Source organism: Terrabacter sp. 2YAF2 (genome assembly GCF_052114705.1).
GTDB lineage: Bacteria > Actinomycetota > Actinomycetes > Actinomycetales > Dermatophilaceae > Terrabacter.
The window spans coordinates 168,154-188,056 of sequence record NZ_JBFRFG010000006.1 but is presented as its reverse complement, the minus strand read 5'-3'; the positions used below and the strand labels follow the sequence as shown (position 1 = coordinate 188,056).

The window sequence follows — 19,903 nt, the reverse complement described above, 5'->3', positions numbered from 1 at the left end:
CGCCTTGTGGTTCGTTGACTGATCTCTGACTGATCTGGCGCAACCCCGTCTGGAGGCTGCACCGGTGCGTGCTACTCGTGCTGGAGCCCGAGGTGTCGTGCCACCGCGCTCACGTCGACCGCCACCTGCAGGCGCAGGGCACGTCCGAACGCCTTGCGGCGCACTGCCAGCTCGAAGCAGCCGGGGGTCGGGTGCAACCATGCACCGCGTCCCGGCATCCGGTGTCGAAGGTCGGGGCAGAGCGTGACCGGGGGGGTGCCCCAGCCGTCTCCGTCCGTCGCCGCGACCACTCGCAGCAGTGCCGACCAGCTATCCGTTCCTCGACATCCCACACAGGTGCGGGACGGCTCAGCACGGAGTCCAGTCCGGTCGGCCACAGACAAGTCTACCGCGTCCGGGCGGCTCCCCGCTCCACGGGGTGCCGCCACCTCTGCGCTCAGCGGTCCTCGGTGGCGGCCTCGACGCCGCGGCGGGAGGCGGGGCCTGCACCCGCGTCGGTGTCGGGACGGATGTCGATCCGCCACCCGGTCAGCTTGGCGGCGAGGCGGGCGTTCTGCCCCTCCTTGCCGATCGCGAGGCTGAGCTGGTAGTCGGGCACGACGACGCGGGCCGTCCGGGCCGCCGCGTCGACGATCTCGACCGACTGCACCCGGGCCGGGGACAGCGCGGCCGCGACGAACGTCGCCGGGTCGTCGGCGTAGTCGACGATGTCGATCTTCTCTCCGCGCAGCTCGGTCATGACCGCACGCACGCGAGCGCCCATCGGGCCGATGCACGCGCCCTTGGCGTTGACCCCGGCGACCTTGCTGTGGACCGCGATCTTGGTGCGGTGGCCGGCCTCTCGGGCGAGGGCCGCGATCTCGACCGTGCCGTCGGCGATCTCGGGCACCTCGAACTTGAACAGGGTGCGCACCAGGTTGGGGTGGGTGCGGCTGAGGCCGACCTGCGGGCCCTTCGGCCCCCGCTTGACGCTGACGACGAAGCACCGCAGCCGCTCGCCGTGGACGTAGCGCTCGCCCGGCACCTGCTCGGCGAGGGGCAGGATGCCCTCGACCGTGCCGAAGTCGACGAGGACGTTCCGGGGGTCCTGGCTCTGCTGGATGATGCCCGAGATGACGTCGCCCTCGCGACCCTTGAAGTCTCCGAGGATCGCCTCGTCCTCGAGGTCGCGCAGCCGCTGGACGATGACCTGGCGGGCCGTCGAGGCGGCGATGCGGCCGAAGCCCACTGGGGTGTCGTCGAACTCGGGACCGGGCTCGCCGCGCTGGGGGCGCTCCCCCTCCTCGGTCACCGGGAGCAGGTCACCCTCCTCGCGCGCCCACACGATGACGTGACCGGTCTTGCGGTCGAGCTCGACGCGGGCGATGCGCTGGCTGCCGTCGGTGCGGTGGTAGGCCACGAGCAGCGCCTGCTCGATGGCCGGGATGAGCACGTCGAGGCTGATGTCGCGTTCTCGTTCGAGGGCGCGCAGGGCTGCGAGGTCGATGTCCATCAGTGGTCCTTTTCCAGGGCGGACGTCTCGTCCGGGTCGTCGAGGTCGGCAAGGCTGTCGTCAGGGAGGTCTTCGAAGATCTCTTCGGAGGTGTCTTCAGGGGTGTCGTCGCCGGCGGCCTCGGGGGCGTCTGCGGCTGCGGGCCGGGTGAACTCGACCTGCACGGTGCCGCGCTGCACGGTGTCGAGGTCGAGGGTCACGGTTCGTGCGGCGGTCTTCTTCGTGGCCGGGATCTCGAGGGTGATGGCGTCCGAGCCCACCTCGGTGAGCCGTCCCGTGTCGGTGCCACCCTGGTGGACGACCTCGACGAGGCGACCCACCTGGCGGCGGAGCTGGTCGCGGGAGGCGAGCGGTCGACCCACCCCCGGCGAGGAGACCTCGAGGACGTAGGGCGCCGCGCCCATGACGTCACTGGCATCGAGCTCGTCGCTCACCGCGCGGGTCGCGTCCGCGACCGCGTCGAGCGACAACGGGGGGACGGTGCTCGACGTGTCGGCGACGTCGAGGCTGCTGATGTCGGAGTCGACGAGCACGCGCACGAGGCGCCGCTTGCCTGCGGGAGAGACGGAGACGTCCTCGACGACGAGCCCGAGGGGCGTGAGCACCGGCTCGAGGGTCGCTCTGATCTCCTGGGCCGTGCTCATCAGTCGACGCCTCCTGCTCTTCTCGAATGTCCGGAGCCGACGCCCCGAGGGGGGACGAGCAACCGCGTGCCCACCACTCTATCGGCGCCGGCGGGTGGTCGCCGACCGCCGCCTGCGTGCGAAGATCTCGGCATGGACGGCGACACCCGTGGGCTCGGGGCACGGGTGACGGACGGTATGGGTCGTCCGCCGCGCCGTCTCTTCGCGCTCGGGCTGGGCGCCGCCGCCGTCGCCGTGCTCGTCGACCACGGCTTGCGCATCGACGTCCCGCCACCTCCGCCGCCGGTGCCGACACGACGACCTGCGCCCGACGAGGCGCTGCTCCTCCGGGCCGTGGGCGCCCTGGACCGCGTCGTCGAGGCCGAGACCTCGGTCCTCGCTGGCGGGAAGGAGACGGCCCTGGTCCAGCGACTGCGCACGGTGAGCCAGGACCAGCTGCGCGTGCTCCGCGGTCGGCTGACGAACGCCGGCGTACCGACCAGCGTCATCGATGCCGCGGTCGCTGCGGGGCCGTCCCCGTCGACACACGCGTCTACGGGGACGCCCGCACCGACGGGCTCGGGGAGCACCTCGTCGCCGGACGCCCCCGTGCGGACCCCCCTGGCACTGGCCGCCGTGCTCGACTCGCTCGGACCCGCTGACTGGGCCACCCTGACCACCGCCGTTGCGAGCACCCGCGAGCTGCTGGCCGCCGCCTGGTCCCAGCAGCTGGCAGCGGCGGTGCTGCTGGGTCGCGACGTCGCGACGGCCTCGCCCAGCAGCGCCAGGCCCGCGATCGTCGCGCGCACCCAGCCGCTCGTCTATGCCTTCGAGGTGGTCGCCGCCCAGAGCGCGGGTGAGCAGCGCCGGGCCGCCGAGCGGACGCTCGCCGCGCTCGTGCGGCTCGAGGTCGCGGTCTCGGGTTCGAGCTCGACGACGCCTGCCGGGTGGGCCCTGCCCTACCCGGTGACCACCCCGGACGCCGCCCGACGGCTCGCGGCCCAGACCCTCTCGTCGGCGGTGGAGGCCGGGACCGAGCTCGCGGGCTCCGGTCCCGATGCAGCCACCCTCGAGGACGTCGCGCGCTGGAGCGCGCACCTCCAGGCACTCGCCGTGGACTGGCACGTGCCCCTGACCGCCTTCCCTGGAGCGAAACGATGAGCTACGACCCGATGTACGACCTCATCCCCGCGCACTTCGCGCACGCCGTCAGCAGCTACGAGCCCGACGGCTACGAGTCGGGCGACGACTGGATCGACGCCCTGCCGGGCCTCATCCGGGACCTGCTCGCGGAGTGGGAGCTCGAGCCCATCGGCCGCAGCTCGAGCGGCGTGTGTGCCGTCGCCATCCCGGTCCGGCTGCTCGGCACCGGCCGCGACCTCGTCGGGGTGAGCGGTGAGGGCATCCTCAAGATCACCTGGCCGCACCCGGAGGCCGCCACGGAGCACCTCGCGCTGCAGACGTGGAACGGTCACGGGGCGGTGCGCCTCGTGCGGGCCGACCCCTCGCGGTTCGCCCTGCTGCTCGAGCGGCTGCACACCCGCGACCTGAGCCGGGTCGACATCGACGACGCGTGCACCGTCATCGGCGACCTGCTGGCGCGGCTCGAGCGACCGGCCCATCCCCGCGTTCCCAGCCTCGCGGCATACGCCCTCCGGCAGGCGGAGGAGCTGCGGGCGGCTCCGGCGGTCCTGCCGCGGCGCTACCTCGACCAGGCGGCGTCCCTCGCCGGCGAGCTCGCCGAGCGGGCGTCGACCGAGGACCGCCTGCTGCACACCGACCTGCACTACACGAACGTGCTCGCCGCCTACCGCTCCCCCTGGCTCGCCATCGACCCCAAGCCGATGGTGGGCGACCCGGCCTTCGAGGTGGCTCCGGCCCTGTGGAACCGCGCCGACGAGCTCGGCACCGGTTCGGAGGTGAGGTGGTCGCTGCGACGGCGGCTCGAGATCATCTGCGAACGCGCCGGCCTCGACGAGGGGCGGGCCCGGGCGTGGACGATCGTCCGCGAGGCCGACAACGCGCTCGAGGCCGCCGGGAGGCTGTCCGACGGGCCGGCCGACGAGGCGTGGGCGCACGACCGGATCAGTCTCGCCGTGACGATCATCAAGGCGATGAACGACTGACGTGTCAGGGGTGCCGTCCCCTTCGCGACACCCCGGATCAAATCGTTTCGACCGCGGGTGCTTGAACCCTTAACCTTGTCGGGCTCCCCCACCTCGTTGTCGAAAGGCACTCGCATGCCTCCCCTTGCCATGCCCATCTCCCGCGACCGTCGGTCGGCGCCGCCGACGCCGGCCCGCGAGATCGCGCGCATCGCCGTGCCGGTGAGCATGGAGTTCGTCCTGATGCTCGTGCTGAACTTCGTCAACCAGATCGTCGTCGGCAGCCTGGGTGCCACCGCGATCGCCGCGGTGGGCTTCTCCAACAGCCTCACCTTCATCCTCGCGGTGACCCTGGGGTGTCTCGGCACCTCGGTGAGCATCCTCGTGGCCCGCGCCCACGGCGCCGGTCGGCGCGGCGACCTCGACCACACCGTCACGGCAGCGCTGCTCGTCGCCGTGGGCCTCGGGATCGTCGTCTCGGTCGTGCCGTGGCTCTTCGCCGACCACCTCATGTCGCTGGTCGGGGCCTCCCCCTCGGTCGCGGCGGCAGGGACCGACTACCTGCGCCTCACCGTGCTGGCGACGCTGCCCGTCATGATCAGCGCGATCCTGTCGGGCGTGCTGCGCTCGGCCGGTCAGCCCACCAGCCCGATGATCGCGACGATGGTGACCGTCGTCGCGAACTCGGCGATCGCCTACTCCCTCGTCGTCGGGCTCGGGCCGCTGCCGTCGCTCGGCGTCGCCGGCGCCGGCTGGGCCACCCTCGTCACCGCGGTCGCCAAGGCGCTCATCCTGCTGTGGATGGCCTACGGCCGGCGGGGCGTCGTCGGCTGGAGCCTGCCCGACAGCGTGCGGCAGTGGCGGGCCGTCGTCGTGCCGCTCTTCGTGCTGGCCGTGCCCCTCGGCGTCACCGAGCTGTTCTGGACCGTCGGGACGTTCCTGTACAACGTCGTCTTCCAGAAGCTCGGCGACGAGGCCCTCGCGGCGGCCCAGATCGTCACGACCCTCGAGGGCGTCTTCATCGTCGGCAGCATCGGTCTGATGAGCGCGACGACGACTCTCGTCGGCCGCTCGGTCGGTCGCGGCGACGTCGACGACGCGATGGCCTGGGTGCGGCGGCTCATGCGTGCCGGGATCGGGACGGCCGCGGTCTTCGGGGTGCTCTTCGCCGCCTCGGTCCTGCTCCTCGACGTGCTGTTCGGCGAGGCCGGTCGCGACGTGCGGACCATGGCGGGCGTCGGCATCCTCATCAACGCCGCCTTCCAGGTGGTCAAGGTGCGCAACATGATCGTCGGCGCCGGCGTCCTGCCCAGCGCCAACGACGTCCGCGGCGTCATCATGGGCGACGTGGTCGGCGCCTTCGCGATCGGGTTGCCGCTCGCCGTGCTCCTCGGGCTGCACACCCCACTCGGTTACGTCGGCATCTTCGTCGCACGCATCCTCGAGGAGCTGGCCAAGCTGGCGATCTTCTCCTGGCGGGCCAAGCGCGTTCGGTGGAACCGGCTCGTCGGCGCGGCTGCCTGAGCGCGGCCTCAGCCGGTCACCACGAGCTCCTGGCGCATCCCGTTCGCGTAGTGGTTCTGCAGGTTGCACACGAGCTCGTAGTGGCCCGGCGCCAGGGTCAGGGTGACCCAGCCGACGGCGCCCGAGGCGATGCCGTCACCCGCGCCCGCGGCGCACGTGCCGGACGCCTCGCCCAGGCTCCCCGTCTCGTCCACCGTGCCGTCCGACGGGCACCCGTTGCCCGGCGGCCACTCCAGGCGCCAGCGGGAGGATGACGACCTCGTGGGTGCGCCAGCCGGTGTTCTCGACGACGAGGCCGACCTGACCGGTGGGCAGGGTCGCGGGATCGACGGTGAGGAGCATCGGAGCGCCCATCGGAGCGACGCCTCCCATCATCCGCGACATCCCCATGTCGACCAGACGCACGGTCACCCGCTTCCCGGGGAGGTCGGTCGGGGCGTGGCAGGACAGGGGCGCCGCCATGCCGACACCCGGTGTCGACGCGACCCGCAGGCCTCCCATGACCCCGCCCGAGCCGCCCATCGGGGTCGTCGTCACCGTGCCGCTGGAGCAGGCGGCGAGCAGCGCACCGACGGCTGCGACCGTGACTCCGAGCCGGAGACGAGCACTGCGGCGACGACACCTGGCCATGGCTCGACGATAACCCCGGGGGGTATCGAGCACGGGCGGGTGTGACCGAGCAGACCCAGCACTCCGGCGCGAGTGCGCGAGAGTGGGGGCATGTCCAACCGACTGCGATCCGCCACGAGCCCGTACCTGCTGCAGCACCGCGACAACCCGGTCCACTGGCAGGAGTGGGGCGAGGAGGCCTTCGCCGAGGCTCGTCGCCGCAACGTTCCGGTGCTGCTCTCGGTCGGTTACGCAGCGTGCCACTGGTGCCACGTCATGGCGCACGAGTCGTTCGAGGACGAGACCGTCGCCGCCGTGCTCAACGACCGTTTCGTCTCGGTCAAGGTCGACCGCGAGGAGCGTCCCGACATCGACGCCGCCTACATGTCGGCCGTGACCGCGACGACCGGCCACGGCGGTTGGCCGATGACGGTCTTCCTCACCCCTGACGGCGAGCCGTTCTTCTGCGGCACGTACTTCCCTCGCGACCACTTCCTGCGCGTCCTGGCCGCGCTCGACGAGGCCTGGCGCACCCGCGAGGACGAGGTCCGTGCGTCCGGTGCGCACGTCGCGACGAGCCTCGCCGACGCACTCCAGGCGCCGACGCCGTATGCCGTCGAGCCCGACGCTCTCGACAGTGCGGTTGGCCTGCTGGCGCGCCAGTTCGACCGTGTCGCAGGCGGTTTCGGGGGTGCGCCGAAGTTCCCGCCGTCGATGGTGCTCGAGTTCCTGCTGCGTCACCATGCCCGTACCGGTGACCCCTCCGCCCTCGACATGGCCTCCCGCACTCTCGAGGCGATGGCCCGCAGCGGCATGTACGACCAGCTCGCCGGTGGCTTCGCCCGCTACGCCGTCGACGCCGGCTGGGTCGTGCCGCACTTCGAGAAGATGCTCTACGACAACGCCCTGCTCCTGCGCGCCTACACGACGTGGTGGAAGGTCACTCGCGACCCGCTCGCCGCACGCATCGCCCACGAGACGGCGGCCTTCCTGCTGCGCGACCTCGGCACCGAACGCGGCGGTTTCGCGTCGTCCCTCGACGCCGACGCCGATGGCGTCGAGGGGCTGACGTACGCGTGGACGCGCGAGCAGCTTCGAGAGGTCCTCGGCGACGACGAGGGCTCCGCTGCGGCGGAGGTGCTCGGCGTCACGGAGACCGGGACCTTCGAGCACGGCGCGTCGACGCTGCAGCTTCCCGTCGAACCCTCCGACCGCGCGTGGTTGGACGACGTCCGCCGGCGCCTCCTCGTCGCTCGTGCGCAGCGACCGCAGCCCGGCCGGGACGACAAGGTGGTCACGTCGTGGAACGGTCTCGCCGTCGCCGCACTGTCGGGCGCCGGCGCCACGTTCGACCGGCCGGAGTGGGTCGCGGCGGCCGAGCGGTGTGCCGCCCACGTCCTCGACGTCCACGTCGTCGACGGCGAGCTGCGACGGGCTTCGCGCCTCGGAGAGGTCGGCACGGCTCGGGCCGTCGCCGACGACCACGGCAACCTCGCCGAGGGACTCCTCGTGCTGCACCAGGCCACCGGGGAGCGGCGCTGGCTCGACGCGGCCCGCGACATCCTGCGCGCTGCCCGCGACTTCGCGGCCGAGGACGGCGGGTTCCACGACACTGCCGAACATGCAGAGCCGCTCTACCTGCGCCCGCGCAGCGCCGCCGACAACGCGGAGCCGGCCGGGCAGTCCGCTCTCGCAGCAGCCCTAGTGACGCTCGGCGCGGTGACGGGCGAGGCAGGAGCACTGGACGCCGGCGCCCGCGCCACAGCCGCAGGCCTCGGACTGGCCGTCCGCGAGCCGCGCTTCGGGGGGTGGTCGCTCGCCGTCGCCGAAGCACTCGTCGCCGGTCCGCTCCAGGTCGCGGTCGTCGGGTCGGGTCCGGCCGCCCGGGAGCTCGCGCAGACGGCCCGGCGCTCCCCCAGTCCCGGACTCGTCGTCGTCCACGGAGAGCCGGACGCACCGGGAATCCCACTGCTCGCCGGACGCCCGCTCGTGGACGGCAAGCCTGCGGCCTACGTCTGCCGGGGGATGGTCTGCGAGCTGCCGACCGCCGACCCGTCGGCCCTGGTCGAGCAGCTGCGGTGACGGGCGTCCTCGCCCTCCTGGCCCGCGAACCGCCCAATAACCGGAACTGACGGGCCAAACCCACGCATTCTGCAAGAATCAACTCATGATGGGCTCAGCACGCACCGCAGTCGTCGTCGAGGACGACGACGACATCCGCGAACTCATCACCCACAGCCTGACGATGCAGGGCTTCGCGGTGTCGACCGCAGCGTCGGGCCAGGCCGGTCTCGATCTCGTCGTCGCGACCGCCCCGGACCTCGTCACGCTCGACCTCGGCCTGCCGGACCTCGACGGGATCGAGGTGTGCCGTCGGGTGCGAGACGTGAGCCAGGCCTACGTCGTCATGATCAGCGCGCGCACCGACGAGATCGACCGCCTCATGGGGCTGGAGATCGGCGCCGACGACTACCTCACCAAGCCGTTCAGCCCGCGCGAGCTGCAGGCTCGGGTCAACGCGATGTTCCGACGTCCGCGGACTCCGGTCTCCAACGGCGCCCCGACGGCCTCCAACGGGTCGAGCGCTCACGGTGGTGTCGCCGCCCAGGGCTCGCAGCCCACATCACCCGGATCGGTCGCGACGGCAGAGGCACCGCCGGCCGAGGAGGGGCACGCGCTCGTGCGCCACGGCCGTATCGCGGTCGACCCGGACGGTCGCGTCGTCACGGTCGACGGCCGGGAGGCTGACCTCACCCGCACCGAGTTCGACCTGCTCACGACCCTGCTCGGCGCGCCGCGCCGGGTGTGGTCCCGTGCGGTGCTGCTCGACAGCCTCTGGGGACCGGGATGGTCGGAGGAGCACCTCGTCGAGGTGCACGTCGGCAACCTCCGTCGCAAGCTGAGCCGTCTCGGGCCCGACGGCATGCGAGCCCCGATCCGCACCGTTCGAGGCGTGGGCTACCGGATGGAAGAGCCCGACGGGTTCTGAGCCCGGGCCCCTCCCGGTGCGCAGACCCTTCAGACCGGGGCTGCCGCGGGGACGGTGTGCTCGAGGTGCGACCGGAGCGCGTGACGCGCACCCGTCGCGAGACCCAGCATGGACGAGCCACGCTCGCGAGCCACCTCCGGCTCGCCGCGACGCACCGCGTCGATGACCCAGCGCACGGCCGACTCGAGCCGGACGAGACCGACGGTGGCCGACGAGACGCGAAGGCTGAGCAGGACGTCCATGGCCGCGACCTCGTCGCAGCACTCGAGGGCGTCGGCGGCGCGCGTGAGCCGGGCGTCGAGCATCCGCAGGTAGGTCTGCGCGATGGATCGGGCGAGAGCGTCGCTCTCGAGCTCGCAGGCGAGCCGCCTCAGCGCGGTGGGGTCGAGCTCCTCGACCGTGAGCCCGGGGAAGACCGGACCCACGACCTGCTCAGCAGCCACAACAGCTGCCGACGACGCACGGCGCCTGCGGGCTGACACGGGCCCGGGAACGACGGGACTGGATCGGGGCGGACCGGCCTCCCACCAGGCGGCCCGCCCCGTTCCGGCTCCCTACCCCCACCTGAGTCCTCGAGTTGACCCGCCGACCGGACAGGGCACCGCGACCGCGCACCGTCACTGCAGGGTCAGTGCTGGTGCTGGTGGTCATGGCGTCCTCTCCCCGGTCGGCGGGCACTCGCCCGAAGGTCTCTGTGTCAGCAGCCGGTCCCCCGACCGGTCCTGCTGGTGAGGACGACTCTGCCGCGCCAACTGCAAGGGCCGAAGGCCGTGCCGCGCTTGGTTTCCGCAAGAAAGCCGCAAGGCCGGTCAGAGAGCTGTCGCCACGTAGTCGGGCGCACTCGCGGCGAAGGCCTGCCTCGTGCGGTCCGTACCGACGAAGAGTGCCGTCGCCCAGATGTCCGCCCACAGCAGGGTCGGTCCGGTCACGGTCACGGACCCCGTGCGGCCGACGAGCTCTCGCGACTGCGGGTCGTAGAGGTGCGCGCCCCGGGCAGCCGTCCCGGACGTCGCCACAGCCCCGCGCACCAGCGTCAGGGTGCGGGCCACCCGTTGCCGGTCGAGCGGGTCCTCGATGCCGACGCGCCACACGATCGCGTCTGCGCCGGCTGCAGGCATGGCCGGGTGCGCACCGATGAGGATGTCACCACCGGCGTTGATGCAGAAGGAGATCCGTTCGAGCGCCAGCAACGGCACCGAGGCACGGTCGACCGCCCACCCCTTGACGAGGCCGGTCGGGTCGAAGGCGAGGTCGCCGTCTCCCGTCGGCAGGAGGGTCGTGAAGGCCCCGCGGGTGAGGACCTCAGCCTCCTGTCCGATGCGCAGCGCCTGGTCCACGAGGGGGCTGCACTGCGACAGCTGGACCTCTTCGCGCCGCAACCGCATGAGATCCGAGTCGTGCCGGTAGGTCGAGAAGATCGAGTCCATCTCGCGAAGGATCCGGAAGGCGTCGGCCACGGCCTCCTGAGCCTCGAACCGGTCGACGTCCTCGCCGCGCAGGTGGATGGAGATCGGCATCCCCATGATCTGCTCGACCCACGCGCGCCGGGCCGGAGCAGGTGTGGCCTCGGGCTGGTCGGCCGGGGTGGCGGGTCGGCTCACGGTTCGCTCCTTGGTCGCCGGTTCTCCAGGGTGCCTCACAGGTGGGCCTGGTCGATGGCGGACTGCAGGGACTGCGTGTAGCCGTCCCACGTGTACGTGGCCCCGGACACGACGTCGATCTGCGCCGACTGCGCGCTGACGGCCTCCTGGTTGTAGACCGGGACGGCTGACGAGTTGATCATCTGGTCGCGACGGTCGTTCCACGGGACCTGCAGCACGTCGGCTGCGGTGATCTTGCCGTCCTTGACCGTGATCTGGACCTGGACGTTGCCGTAGCGGGTCATGACGGCGTCACCGGCATAGGTGGTCGCTGCCGACGACGTGTTGGACGAACCTGCCGAACCGGACGATCCGGAGGACCCCGAGGAGCCGCCCGCGGTGGTCTTCGAGGTGGTCCCCGAGTCGGTGGTGGCGGCCGGGTTGGGCTGCTGGCCCGAGGAGTCGGTTGCGGAGGCGGAGGACGATCCCGACGCGGAACCCGTGCTGCCTGAGGTCTTGCTGGTCGCTGTCACCGTCCGGGTCTCGGCCGCCACGATGGCGGACGAGCTGCGGGACGTGTTGTAGCTGAAGAGGAGGACGAGCACGGTCAGGGTGCTCATGGCCCAGATGACGATGCGTCGCATGGTGGCTCGATTCCGGTCGGTGAGAAGGGCGGTGCGGGCGTGCGCGCAGGCCGCGCGGAGTCAGTAGGAGAAACGTTCGGAATGGACGGCGCCGTGCGGCACACCTGCCTCGTGGGCTGCGGCGATGACGGTGTCCATCCAGGCAGGGTTGCCGCAGACGTAGACGTCGCGCTCGGCGATGTCGGGGACGATCCGCCTCAACGCCTCGACGTCGGTGACGTGCCGCGACTCGACGGGCAGCCAGCTGACGCGCTCGCGGTTGCGGTGGCCGACGACGGCGACGACACGGCCACCCTTGGCGCGAGCGAGATCCAACAGCTCGTCGGCGAGGACGATGTCGGACTGGCGGCCGACCCGGTAGATGACGACGACGCCGTCGGGTGAGGCGGGCAGCTCCTCGAGGATGGCGCGGAGCGGCGTGATGCCGATGCCGGCACCGATGAGCACCGCCTTGTCGCTGGTGCGGACCCCTGCGTGCAACCGGCCGTACGGCCCCTCGACGAGGACCTTGGTGCCGGGACGGAGCGTCGCGAGGCGCGCGCTCGAGGCCCCCACCCCCTCGGCCGTGATCCGGAGCGAGCGGCCGTCGGGGGCCGCCGAGAGGGAGTACGGGTTGCCGCGCGTCCAGCCCGGCCCGTCGAGGAAGCGCCACTGGAAGAACTGACCGGCGCGGACCGGCAGCCGGTCGAGGCGGCGCCCCGTCATGACCACCGACGTCACGCTCGGCGACTCGGCGACGACCTCGGAGACGACCAGCCGGTGGCGGCTCGAGCGGATGAGCGGCAGAGCGACCCGGTAGACGAGGACCGCGACGAGCGCAAGGGCATAGAGGCCCCACCAGAAGACAGTGGCGGCAAGGTTCGCCTTGAAGTCCTGACCGGTCCAGAGCTGGTGCGGCAGCGCGAGGCCGGCGCCGAGGTAGGCGTAGAGGTGCAACAGGTGCCACGACTCGTAGCGCAGCTTCGAACGCGCCTTCTTCACCGAGGTGACGACCACCATGACGAGCGCGACGGCCCCCGCGAGGGCGAGGAGCATGCCCGGAGAGTGCAGCACCTGGTCGACGAAGGTGGCGATGACGCCGAGGTCGGTGCCGGCGCTGTAGCCGACGGTCGTGAGGACGATGTGGGCGACCATGAGGTTGAACGACGTGAATCCGACGAGCCGGTGCACCCGAGCGAGCTCGTCCTGACCCCAGGCCTGCTCGACGAACGGGACGCGCGCCATGAGCAGGACCTGCAGGAGCATGAGCACCGAGGCGACCAGGCCCGTGAGGCGGCCGACGTTCGTGACTCCCTCGCCGAGCGAGCCGAAGGCGGTCAGGCCACCACCAGCGACCCAGAGGGCGACGACGAACAGCGTGGCGCCCCAGGCGAAGACGGCGGAGGCGTCCCTCCACCACCGGGGCGTCGGGGCGACGGCGTGTTGCTGCGACGAGGCCGGCACCGAGAGATCACGGCTCTCGGGGAGGGCGAGTGAGGTCATGGCACTCAGGTTGGGCCGTGACCCTGTGTGTGTGCTGTGTCACGGGGATGGCACTGGTGTGAGCGCTCGGCGCCCCGTGCGCCCGACCAGGGCGACGGTGAGCGGCCCCTCGACCGATCGGGTCACGGCCACCAGCCGAGGAGGCTGCCGCCGATCTTGAGGATGAATGCACTGACGATCGCCACGAACACCGCACGCACGAAGCCGCTCCCCTTCGCCACGGCGGTCCGGGCGCCCGCGTAGCCCCCGAGCAGGTTGGCCGATGCGATGACGAGCCCGACCTTGAAGAGGACGAGACCCATGGGCAGGAAGACCGTGAGAGCGCCGAGGTTCGTCGCGAAGTTCGCGATCTTGGCCTTGGCGCTCGCCTGGAGGAAGTTGTAGCCGAGCAGGCCGACGAGGGCGAAGACGAGGAAGCTGCCCGTGCCGGGGCCGAGCGCGCCGTCGTAGCCGCCGATGACGAAGCCGGTCAGCATCGCGAGCACCGTGTGCCGAGCGCCGTGGAACCGCCGGATGGATTCCTTGCCGAGGTCGGGCTTGAAGAGCGTGTAGCTCCCGACGAGCACGAGCAGCACGAGGATGATCGGGTTGAACGCCGACTTGGGGATGTGCAGCCCGATGAGGGCTCCCCCGATCGACCCGACGTAGGCGACGGCCGCCATCGGCAGGGCCGTGCGCAGGTCGGGGCGCACGCGTCGGTAGAAGGTCACCGAGCTCGTGGCGGTGCCGAAGATCGAGCCGAACTTGTTCGTCGCGAGCAGCTGCGCCGGCGACGCCCCCGGCAGCCCGACCAGCAGCGCCGGCAGCTGGACCAGGCCTCCCCCGCCGACGACGGCGTCGATCCAGCCGGCGACGAACGCTGCCACTGCGAGGAAGGCGAGGGTGGTCAGGGTCGGGTCGCTCACGCCCCGGCGCCGTACGGCTCGGAGTCGTCGGTGCCCTCGTTCCACCGGGCGACGATGTCCACGACGTCGAGCAGCTCGTGGGCGACCGCGTCCGGCGCGGCCTCGACGGGCATGCGCTGACCAGCCGGGATGTCGGAGTGCGGCACGAGGACGGCGCGCATGCCGACCTGGTGCGGACCGTGGATGTCCTCGAAGAGGCGGTCGCCGACATAGACACTGCGCTCGGGCGCCACACCCACGGCGTCGCAGGCCGCGCGGAAGGCGTCCGGGTGCGGCTTGACGACGTGGATCTCGGACGAGTAGACGTCGGCGTCGAGCAGGTCCAGGACCCCGTCGCGCGCGAACACCTCACGGTGGTAGGCGCGGCTCCAGATCGTGTTGGACAGCACTCCGACCCGAATGTCCATGCGCTGCAGGGTCTCCCAGAGTGGACGCACCTGTGGGTCGGTGTGGGTGTGGGGCTCCCAGAAGCGTTGGTATGCCGCGAGCGCCAGGTGATGCCGGTCGTGCTCGGGGTCGACGCCCGCCTCGGCCAGGATGGCGGCGAGCGAGGCGCTCTGGTGGCTCTCGCGGCCCCGGCGCCACGCCCGGTCCTCCGCCTCGTGGATGCGCAGGGCGAGCGAGTCGGCCTCGGCCAGCTCGTCCAGGGGCATGTTCGGGTCATCGACGGCCAGCCCGTGCACGGTGCGCGCGTAGACGCGCCACTGCTGCGGCACGTCGACCTCGTGCCACGGGGTCAGGGTGCCGCCCCAGTCGAAGATCACCGCCTGGACGGGTCGCTCCGGTGCGGTCACGAGCGCTCGACCTCGGCAGTGACCTCGGCGGTGAGCGCCGCGACGGCGTCGTCGACGGCGACCTCGCGGCGCTCGCCGGTCCGGCGGTCCTTGATCTCGACCTTGCCGTCGGCCAGGCCGCGACCGATGACGAGGATCGTCGGGACGCCGATGAGCTCGGAGTCCTTGAACTTGACGCCGGGGCTGACGCCCTTGCGGTCGTCGACGATGACGGTGAGCCCCTGCACCTCGAGCTCACGGGCGATCTCCTCGGCCTTGACGAAGAGCGCCTCGTCCTTGCCCGCGGCGACGATGTGGACGTCGGCGGGCGCGAGCTCGCGCGGCCAGATGATGCCGGACTCGTCGTGGTTGCCCTCGACGACGCAGGCCACCGCCCGCGAGACACCGACGCCGTAGGACCCCATGACGACCGTGACGAGCTTGCCGTTCTGGTCGAGCACCTTGAGGTCGAGCGCCTCCGCGTACTTCGTGCCGAGCTGGAAGACGTGGCCCATCTCGATGCCGCGCGCCGTCGAGAGCGTGTGGTCGCAGTTCGGGCAGGGGTCACCCGCCCGCACCTCGGCGGCCTCGATGGTGCCGTCGGCCGTGAAGTCGCGGCCCGCGACGAGGTCGATGACGTGCTGCCCGGCGACATCGGCACCGGTCACCCACCGGGTGCCCTCCGCAACACGGGGGTCGAGCAGGTAGCGGATGCCGCTCGTGCCCTCCAGCCCGAGTGCGCCGGGGCCGATGTAGCCCTTGACGAGGGCCTGGTTGGCGGCGAAGTCGGCCTCGGTGAACGCCTCGACCTCGGCCGGCTCGACCTGTGCGCCGAGCCGCTTCTCGTCGACCTCGCGGTCCCCGGGCACGCCGATGGCGAGCGGCTCGCGCGTGCCGTCGGGGTTCACCAGGGTCACGACGACGTTCTTGAGCGTGTCGCCGGCCGCCCACGGACGGTCCTCGCGCGGGAAGCGCTCGTTGAGGTGGGCGACGAGCGTCTCGATCGTCGGGGTGTCGGGGGTGTCCTCGGCGTGCGCCACAGGGACGCCGTCCCAGCCGACGGCGTCGGGCGCGGGCACGCGTACGGCCTCGACGTTGGCGGCATACCCGCAGCTCGTGCAGTGGACGTAGGTGTCCTCGCCGACCTCGGCCGTGGCGAGGAACTCCTCGCTCTTGCTCCCGCCCATGGCGCCGGCCATCGCCTCGACGATGACGTAGTGGAAGCCGAGCCGGTCGAAGATGCGGACGTAGGCCTCGCGGTGCAGCTGGTAGCTCTTGTCGAGCCCGGCAGCGTCGATGTCGAAGGAGTAGCTGTCCTTCATGACGAACTCACGGCCGCGCAGCACGCCCGCACGGGGGCGCGCCTCGTCGCGGTACTTCGTCTGGATCTGGTAGATCGAGAGCGGCAGGTCCTTGTAGGAGCTGTAGAGGTCCTTGACCGTGAGGGTGAACATCTCCTCGTGGGTCGGGCCGAGCAGGTGGTCGGCGCCCTTGCGGTCCTGGAGTCGGAAGATGTTGTCGCCGTACTCGGTCCAGCGGCCACTCGCCTCGAAGGGCTCCTTGGGCAGCAGCGCCGGGAAGAGCAGCTCCTGGGCGCCGATGGCGTCCATCTCCTCGCGGACGATCCTCTCGACGTTGCGCAGGACACGCAGGCCGAGCGGCAGCCACGTGTAGACACCCGGGCTCACGCGGCGGACGTAGCCGGCGCGGACGAGGAGGCGGTGGCTCGGGACCTCTGCGTCCGCCGGGTCCTCGCGAAGGGTTCGCAGGAACAGGGACGACATGTGCAGGACCACGGGTCTCCTCGTGCGGGCTCAGTACTTGGATGCGGAACCTTGGCAGGATATCGGCCGCTGGGGGTGAGCCGTCCGCGCCCGGCTTGTCCGCATCCTGTCCGGACCGGACAGGATGCGGTCACGCACTTGACCGACGAACCGGTCGGGGGTTCAGTGACCCTGCCGGACGCCACCCAGAGCGTGTCCGGAGATCGTGACGTCCTTGTGACCACACGCCGCGGTGTTCCGCCACGTGAGCACGAACCGTACGGAACAATCGGGACAGGCGCGTGCGCCTGACGAAAACCACAAAGGAGTGTTGACGACCAGATGAGCACCCCCTCCATCCCGGCTCCTGGATCATCGAGCGCCGACGCGACGGGCGCAGCGGCCGACCCCGCCGCCCCGCCCGGCAGCGTCATCCTCGAGATGCGCGACATCACCAAGGAGTTCCCGGGCGTCAAGGCGCTCTCGAACGTGTCGATGGCAGTGCGCCGCGGAGAGGTCCACGCCATCTGCGGGGAGAACGGCGCCGGCAAGTCCACCTTGATGAAGGTGCTCTCGGGCGTCCACCCGGCGGGCTCCTACGACGGTGAGATCCACTTCGAGGGCCGGCTCTGCGAGTTCAACAACATCCGCGACAGCGAGCACGCCGGCATCGTCATCATCCACCAGGAGCTCGCGCTCATCCCGGAGATGTCGATCGCCGAGAACATCTTCCTCGGCAACGAGGCGGCCAAGGGCGGCGTGATCGACTGGCTCGCCACTCGGGCCAAGGCGCGCGAGCTGCTCGCTCGCGTGGGCCTCGACGAGGGGCCCGACACGAAGATCCGCGACATCGGCGTCGGCAAGCAGCAGCTCGTCGAGATCGCCAAGGCGCTGTCCAAGGACGTCAAGCTGCTCATCCTCGACGAGCCGACCGCCGCCCTCAACGAGGGTGACTCCCAGCACCTGCTCGACCTCATCGCCGGTCTGCGCTCCAAGGGCGTGACCTGCATCATGATCAGCCACAAGCTCAACGAGATCGAGCAGATCGCCGACTCCATCACCATCATCCGCGACGGCAAGTCGATCGAGACGCTGCGCGTCAAGGAGGACGGCGTCGACGAGAACCGCATCATCCGCGGGATGGTCGGTCGGGACCTCGAGTCGCGCTTCCCCGACCACACCCCCGAGATCGGTGAGGTCTTCTTCGAGGTGAAGAACTGGACGGTGCGCCACCCGAGCGTCCCGGACCGCCTCGTGGCCAAGCACAGCGACTTCTTCGTCCGTCGTGGCGAGATCGTCGGCTTCGCCGGTCTCATGGGCGCCGGGCGCACCGAGCTGATGCGCAGCCTCTTTGGCCGCTCCTACGGCACGTACGTCGAGGGCACGATCGTCAAGGACGGCAAGCAGGTTCGGCTGCGGTCCGTCTCCGACGCCATCGACGCCGGCCTCGCCTACGTCACGGAGGACCGCAAGACCCTGGGTCTCAACCTCCTCGACGACATCAAGCGCACCACGGTCTCGGCCCGTCTCCAGCGCATCACGCGCGGCTTCGTCGTCGACGAGCGCGAGGAGTACAACTACGCCGAGGCCTACCGCAAGTCGCTGCGCACCAAGGCTCCCACCGTGGACGAAGGGGTCGCAAAGCTCTCCGGCGGCAACCAGCAGAAGGTCGTGCTCGCGAAGTGGCTCTTCACCGAGCCCGACCTGCTCATCCTCGACGAGCCGACGCGCGGCATCGACGTCGGCGCCAAGTTCGAGATCTACGGGATCATCCAGCGCATGGCCTCGGAGGGCAAGGGCGTCATCCTCGTCTCGTCCGAGCTCCCCGAGCTGATCGGCCTGTCCGACCGGATCTACACGATCGCCGAGGGCGCGGTCACGGGTGTGCTCTCCCGCGAGGAGGCGGACCAGGAGTCGCTGATGCGCCTCATGACCCGCCGCACCCATGGCGGCTCCCAGGAGACCACGCCCACGCGCGAGAGCGCGTGAGCGGCGCCCCGACACCTCCCCCATCCACCTTCGACACAGCCAGGACTGCACCCATGGACAAGGTCAAGAAGATCTTCGGTGGCGACACCCGTCAGCTCGGCATGATCTTCGCCCTCGTGGCGCTGATCATCTTCTTCCAGATCTGGACCGGCGGGCTGACGCTCACACCGGACAACGTCATCAACATCTTCCAGCAGAACTCCTACATCCTCGTGCTCGCCATCGGCATGGTGCTCGTCATCATCGCCGGTCACATCGACCTCTCCGTCGGCTCCGTCGCGGCGTTCGTCGGCATCTGCGTCGCCATCGCGATGCGTGACTGGGGACTCAGCTGGTGGATGGGCATCCTGTTCGGGCTGGCCCTCGGCGCGCTCGTCGGGGCGTGGCACGGGATGTGGACGGCCTACGTCGGCATCCCCGCCTTCATCGTCACGCTGTCGGGGATGCTCCTCTTCCGCGGCGCCAACCAGTACGTCGGCAAGTCCAACTCGGTGCCGGTCCCGGACGACTTCCAGGTCATGGGCGCCGGCTACCTCCCCGAGGTCGGACCCAACACCGGCTACAACAACCTGACCGTGCTCATCGGGGTGGTGCTCGCCGTGGGCATCGTCGTCGGTGCCGTGCGCAGCCGTCGCGCCCTCGTCAAGCTCGGCGCCGAGGTCGAGGACGCGTGGATCATGTGGGTGCGCCTCGGGCTCATCTGCGCCGCCATCATCGGTGCGACCCTGCTCTTCGGCTCGGGTCGTGCGGGCACGTCGTTCCCCATCTCCGGGATCATCCTCGCAGTGCTCGTGCTGCTCTACGGCTTCATCTCCAACCGCACCGTCATCGGCCGGCACATCTACGCCGTCGGCGGCAACCGCCACGCGGCCGAGCTCTCCGGCGTGAAGAGCAAGAAGGTCAGCTTCCTCGTCATGATGAACATGTCGATCCTGGCGGCCCTCGCCGGCATGATCTTCGTCGCACGCTCGACCGCCTCGGGCCCGTCTGACGGCGTCGGTTGGGAGCTCGACGCCATCGCGGCCGTCTTCATCGGTGGCGCCGCCGTCACCGGCGGTGTCGGCACCGTGGTCGGCTCGATCGTCGGAGGCCTCGTCATGGCCGTGCTCAACAACGGGTTGCAGCTCAAGGGCATCGGCGCCGACGCAACCCAGATGATCAAGGGCCTCGTGCTGCTCGTCGCCGTCGCCTTCGACGTCTACAACAAGTCGGCGGGCCGCGTGTCGATCCTCGGCTTGCTGACCACGAGCTTCCGACGGTCCGGCGGCGACGACGAAGACTCCTCGCCGCTGCCGCCACCCTCCGCGGCCACGGAGACCAGTCCGGTCTCCGAGACCATCCGCCAGTCCAGCTGAGCGGACGGCTCGGCCGCACCATCACCCCACGGACCACCCCACAAACCCGGTCAGGGCGCCGCCCGAGACC

At 71.0% G+C, this 19,903-nt stretch carries 19 protein-coding genes; 7 read left to right on the top strand and 12 right to left on the bottom strand.

Annotated features, from left to right (window positions below; genetic code table 11):
- Window positions 1-71: 71 nt before the first annotated feature.
- The 3 genes from AB4030_RS09665 to rimP all read right to left on the bottom strand — a co-directional run bounded on the left by AB4030_RS09665 (window position 72) and on the right by rimP (window position 2,136).
- The gene (locus tag AB4030_RS09665) at window positions 72-332 is read right to left on the bottom strand and encodes a YlxR family protein (protein ID WP_442278998.1); all 261 of its coding nucleotides are present in this window, start codon (window positions 330-332) and stop codon (window positions 72-74) included.
- A gap of 104 nt (window positions 333-436) precedes the next feature.
- On the bottom strand, window positions 437-1,492 hold the full coding sequence (nusA, locus tag AB4030_RS09660; RefSeq protein ID WP_442278997.1) for a transcription termination factor NusA: 1,056 nt from the start codon (window positions 1,490-1,492) through the stop codon (window positions 437-439).
- Entirely contained in the window at window positions 1,492-2,136 is a 645-nt protein-coding gene (rimP, locus tag AB4030_RS09655) for a ribosome maturation factor RimP (RefSeq protein WP_442278996.1), read from the bottom strand. The genes nusA and rimP overlap by 1 nt, the downstream gene beginning before the upstream one ends.
- A gap of 132 nt (window positions 2,137-2,268) precedes the next feature.
- On the opposite strand from rimP, the gene AB4030_RS09650 reads away from it, so the two are divergent.
- The 3 genes from AB4030_RS09650 (at window position 2,269) to AB4030_RS09640 (ending at window position 5,744) form a co-directional block, all read left to right on the top strand.
- A complete protein-coding gene (locus tag AB4030_RS09650) occupies window positions 2,269-3,276 on the top strand; it encodes a hypothetical protein (RefSeq protein WP_442278995.1) in 1,008 nt (335 codons plus the stop codon).
- Complete coding sequence (locus AB4030_RS09645; RefSeq protein WP_442278994.1) at window positions 3,273-4,241, top strand: aminoglycoside phosphotransferase family protein; 969 nt, start codon at window positions 3,273-3,275, stop codon at window positions 4,239-4,241. Before AB4030_RS09650 ends, AB4030_RS09645 begins: the two co-directional genes overlap by 4 nt.
- Before the next feature lie 114 nt (window positions 4,242-4,355).
- A complete protein-coding gene (locus tag AB4030_RS09640; protein WP_442278993.1) occupies window positions 4,356-5,744 on the top strand; it encodes an MATE family efflux transporter in 1,389 nt (462 codons plus the stop codon).
- Between the two features lie 8 nt (window positions 5,745-5,752).
- On the opposite strand, the gene AB4030_RS09635 is transcribed toward AB4030_RS09640, so the two are convergent.
- Both AB4030_RS09635 and AB4030_RS09630 read right to left on the bottom strand, forming a co-directional pair.
- Complete coding sequence (locus AB4030_RS09635) at window positions 5,753-5,938, bottom strand: hypothetical protein (protein WP_442278992.1); 186 nt, start codon at window positions 5,936-5,938, stop codon at window positions 5,753-5,755.
- Window positions 5,880-6,374, bottom strand: a complete 495-nt coding sequence (locus tag AB4030_RS09630; RefSeq protein WP_442278991.1) for a hypothetical protein — start codon at window positions 6,372-6,374, stop codon at window positions 5,880-5,882. Before AB4030_RS09630 ends, AB4030_RS09635 begins: the two co-directional genes overlap by 59 nt.
- Before the next feature lie 90 nt (window positions 6,375-6,464).
- Between AB4030_RS09630 and AB4030_RS09625 the strand changes: the two genes are divergently transcribed.
- Together AB4030_RS09625 and AB4030_RS09620 are read left to right on the top strand one after the other, a co-directional pair.
- The gene (locus tag AB4030_RS09625; protein ID WP_442278990.1) at window positions 6,465-8,435 is read left to right on the top strand and encodes a thioredoxin domain-containing protein; all 1,971 of its coding nucleotides are present in this window, start codon (window positions 6,465-6,467) and stop codon (window positions 8,433-8,435) included.
- 85 nt (window positions 8,436-8,520) lie between these two features.
- Window positions 8,521-9,342 (top strand): response regulator transcription factor, encoded by an 822-nt coding sequence (locus AB4030_RS09620; RefSeq protein ID WP_442278989.1) that lies wholly within the window; start codon window positions 8,521-8,523, stop codon window positions 9,340-9,342.
- 29 nt (window positions 9,343-9,371) lie between these two features.
- Here the strand turns inward: AB4030_RS09620 and AB4030_RS09615 are convergent, their stop codons facing one another.
- The 7 genes from AB4030_RS09615 to AB4030_RS09585 all read right to left on the bottom strand — a co-directional run bounded on the left by AB4030_RS09615 (window position 9,372) and on the right by AB4030_RS09585 (window position 16,510).
- Entirely contained in the window at window positions 9,372-9,785 is a 414-nt protein-coding gene (locus tag AB4030_RS09615) for a hypothetical protein (protein ID WP_442278988.1), read from the bottom strand.
- A 366-nt stretch (window positions 9,786-10,151) separates the two neighbouring features.
- A complete protein-coding gene (locus AB4030_RS09610) occupies window positions 10,152-10,943 on the bottom strand; it encodes an FAD:protein FMN transferase (protein ID WP_442278987.1) in 792 nt (263 codons plus the stop codon).
- Window positions 10,944-10,978: 35 nt separating this feature from the next.
- A complete protein-coding gene (locus AB4030_RS09605; protein WP_442278986.1) occupies window positions 10,979-11,566 on the bottom strand; it encodes an FMN-binding protein in 588 nt (195 codons plus the stop codon).
- Between the two features lie 60 nt (window positions 11,567-11,626).
- Window positions 11,627-13,048 carry a ferredoxin reductase family protein gene (locus AB4030_RS09600; RefSeq protein WP_442278985.1) on the bottom strand — a complete coding sequence of 474 codons (1,422 nt, stop codon included), beginning with the start codon at window positions 13,046-13,048 and terminating at the stop codon, window positions 11,627-11,629.
- A gap of 122 nt (window positions 13,049-13,170) precedes the next feature.
- Complete coding sequence (locus AB4030_RS09595) at window positions 13,171-13,953, bottom strand: TSUP family transporter (RefSeq protein WP_442278984.1); 783 nt, start codon at window positions 13,951-13,953, stop codon at window positions 13,171-13,173.
- Entirely contained in the window at window positions 13,950-14,747 is a 798-nt protein-coding gene (locus AB4030_RS09590) for an HAD family hydrolase (RefSeq protein ID WP_442278983.1), read from the bottom strand. The genes AB4030_RS09595 and AB4030_RS09590 overlap by 4 nt, the downstream gene beginning before the upstream one ends.
- Window positions 14,744-16,510, bottom strand: a complete 1,767-nt coding sequence (locus AB4030_RS09585; protein WP_442278982.1) for a proline--tRNA ligase — start codon at window positions 16,508-16,510, stop codon at window positions 14,744-14,746. The genes AB4030_RS09590 and AB4030_RS09585 overlap by 4 nt, the downstream gene beginning before the upstream one ends.
- A 420-nt stretch (window positions 16,511-16,930) precedes the next feature.
- Here AB4030_RS09585 and mmsA point away from each other — a divergent pair, with 420 nt between their 5' ends.
- Window positions 16,931-18,478 (top strand): multiple monosaccharide ABC transporter ATP-binding protein, encoded by a 1,548-nt coding sequence (gene mmsA, locus AB4030_RS09580; RefSeq protein ID WP_442279114.1) that lies wholly within the window; start codon window positions 16,931-16,933, stop codon window positions 18,476-18,478.
- Between the two features lie 53 nt (window positions 18,479-18,531).
- Window positions 18,532-19,833, top strand: a complete 1,302-nt coding sequence (mmsB, locus tag AB4030_RS09575; RefSeq protein ID WP_442278981.1) for a multiple monosaccharide ABC transporter permease — start codon at window positions 18,532-18,534, stop codon at window positions 19,831-19,833.
- The last annotated feature ends 70 nt before the right edge of the window (window positions 19,834-19,903 follow it).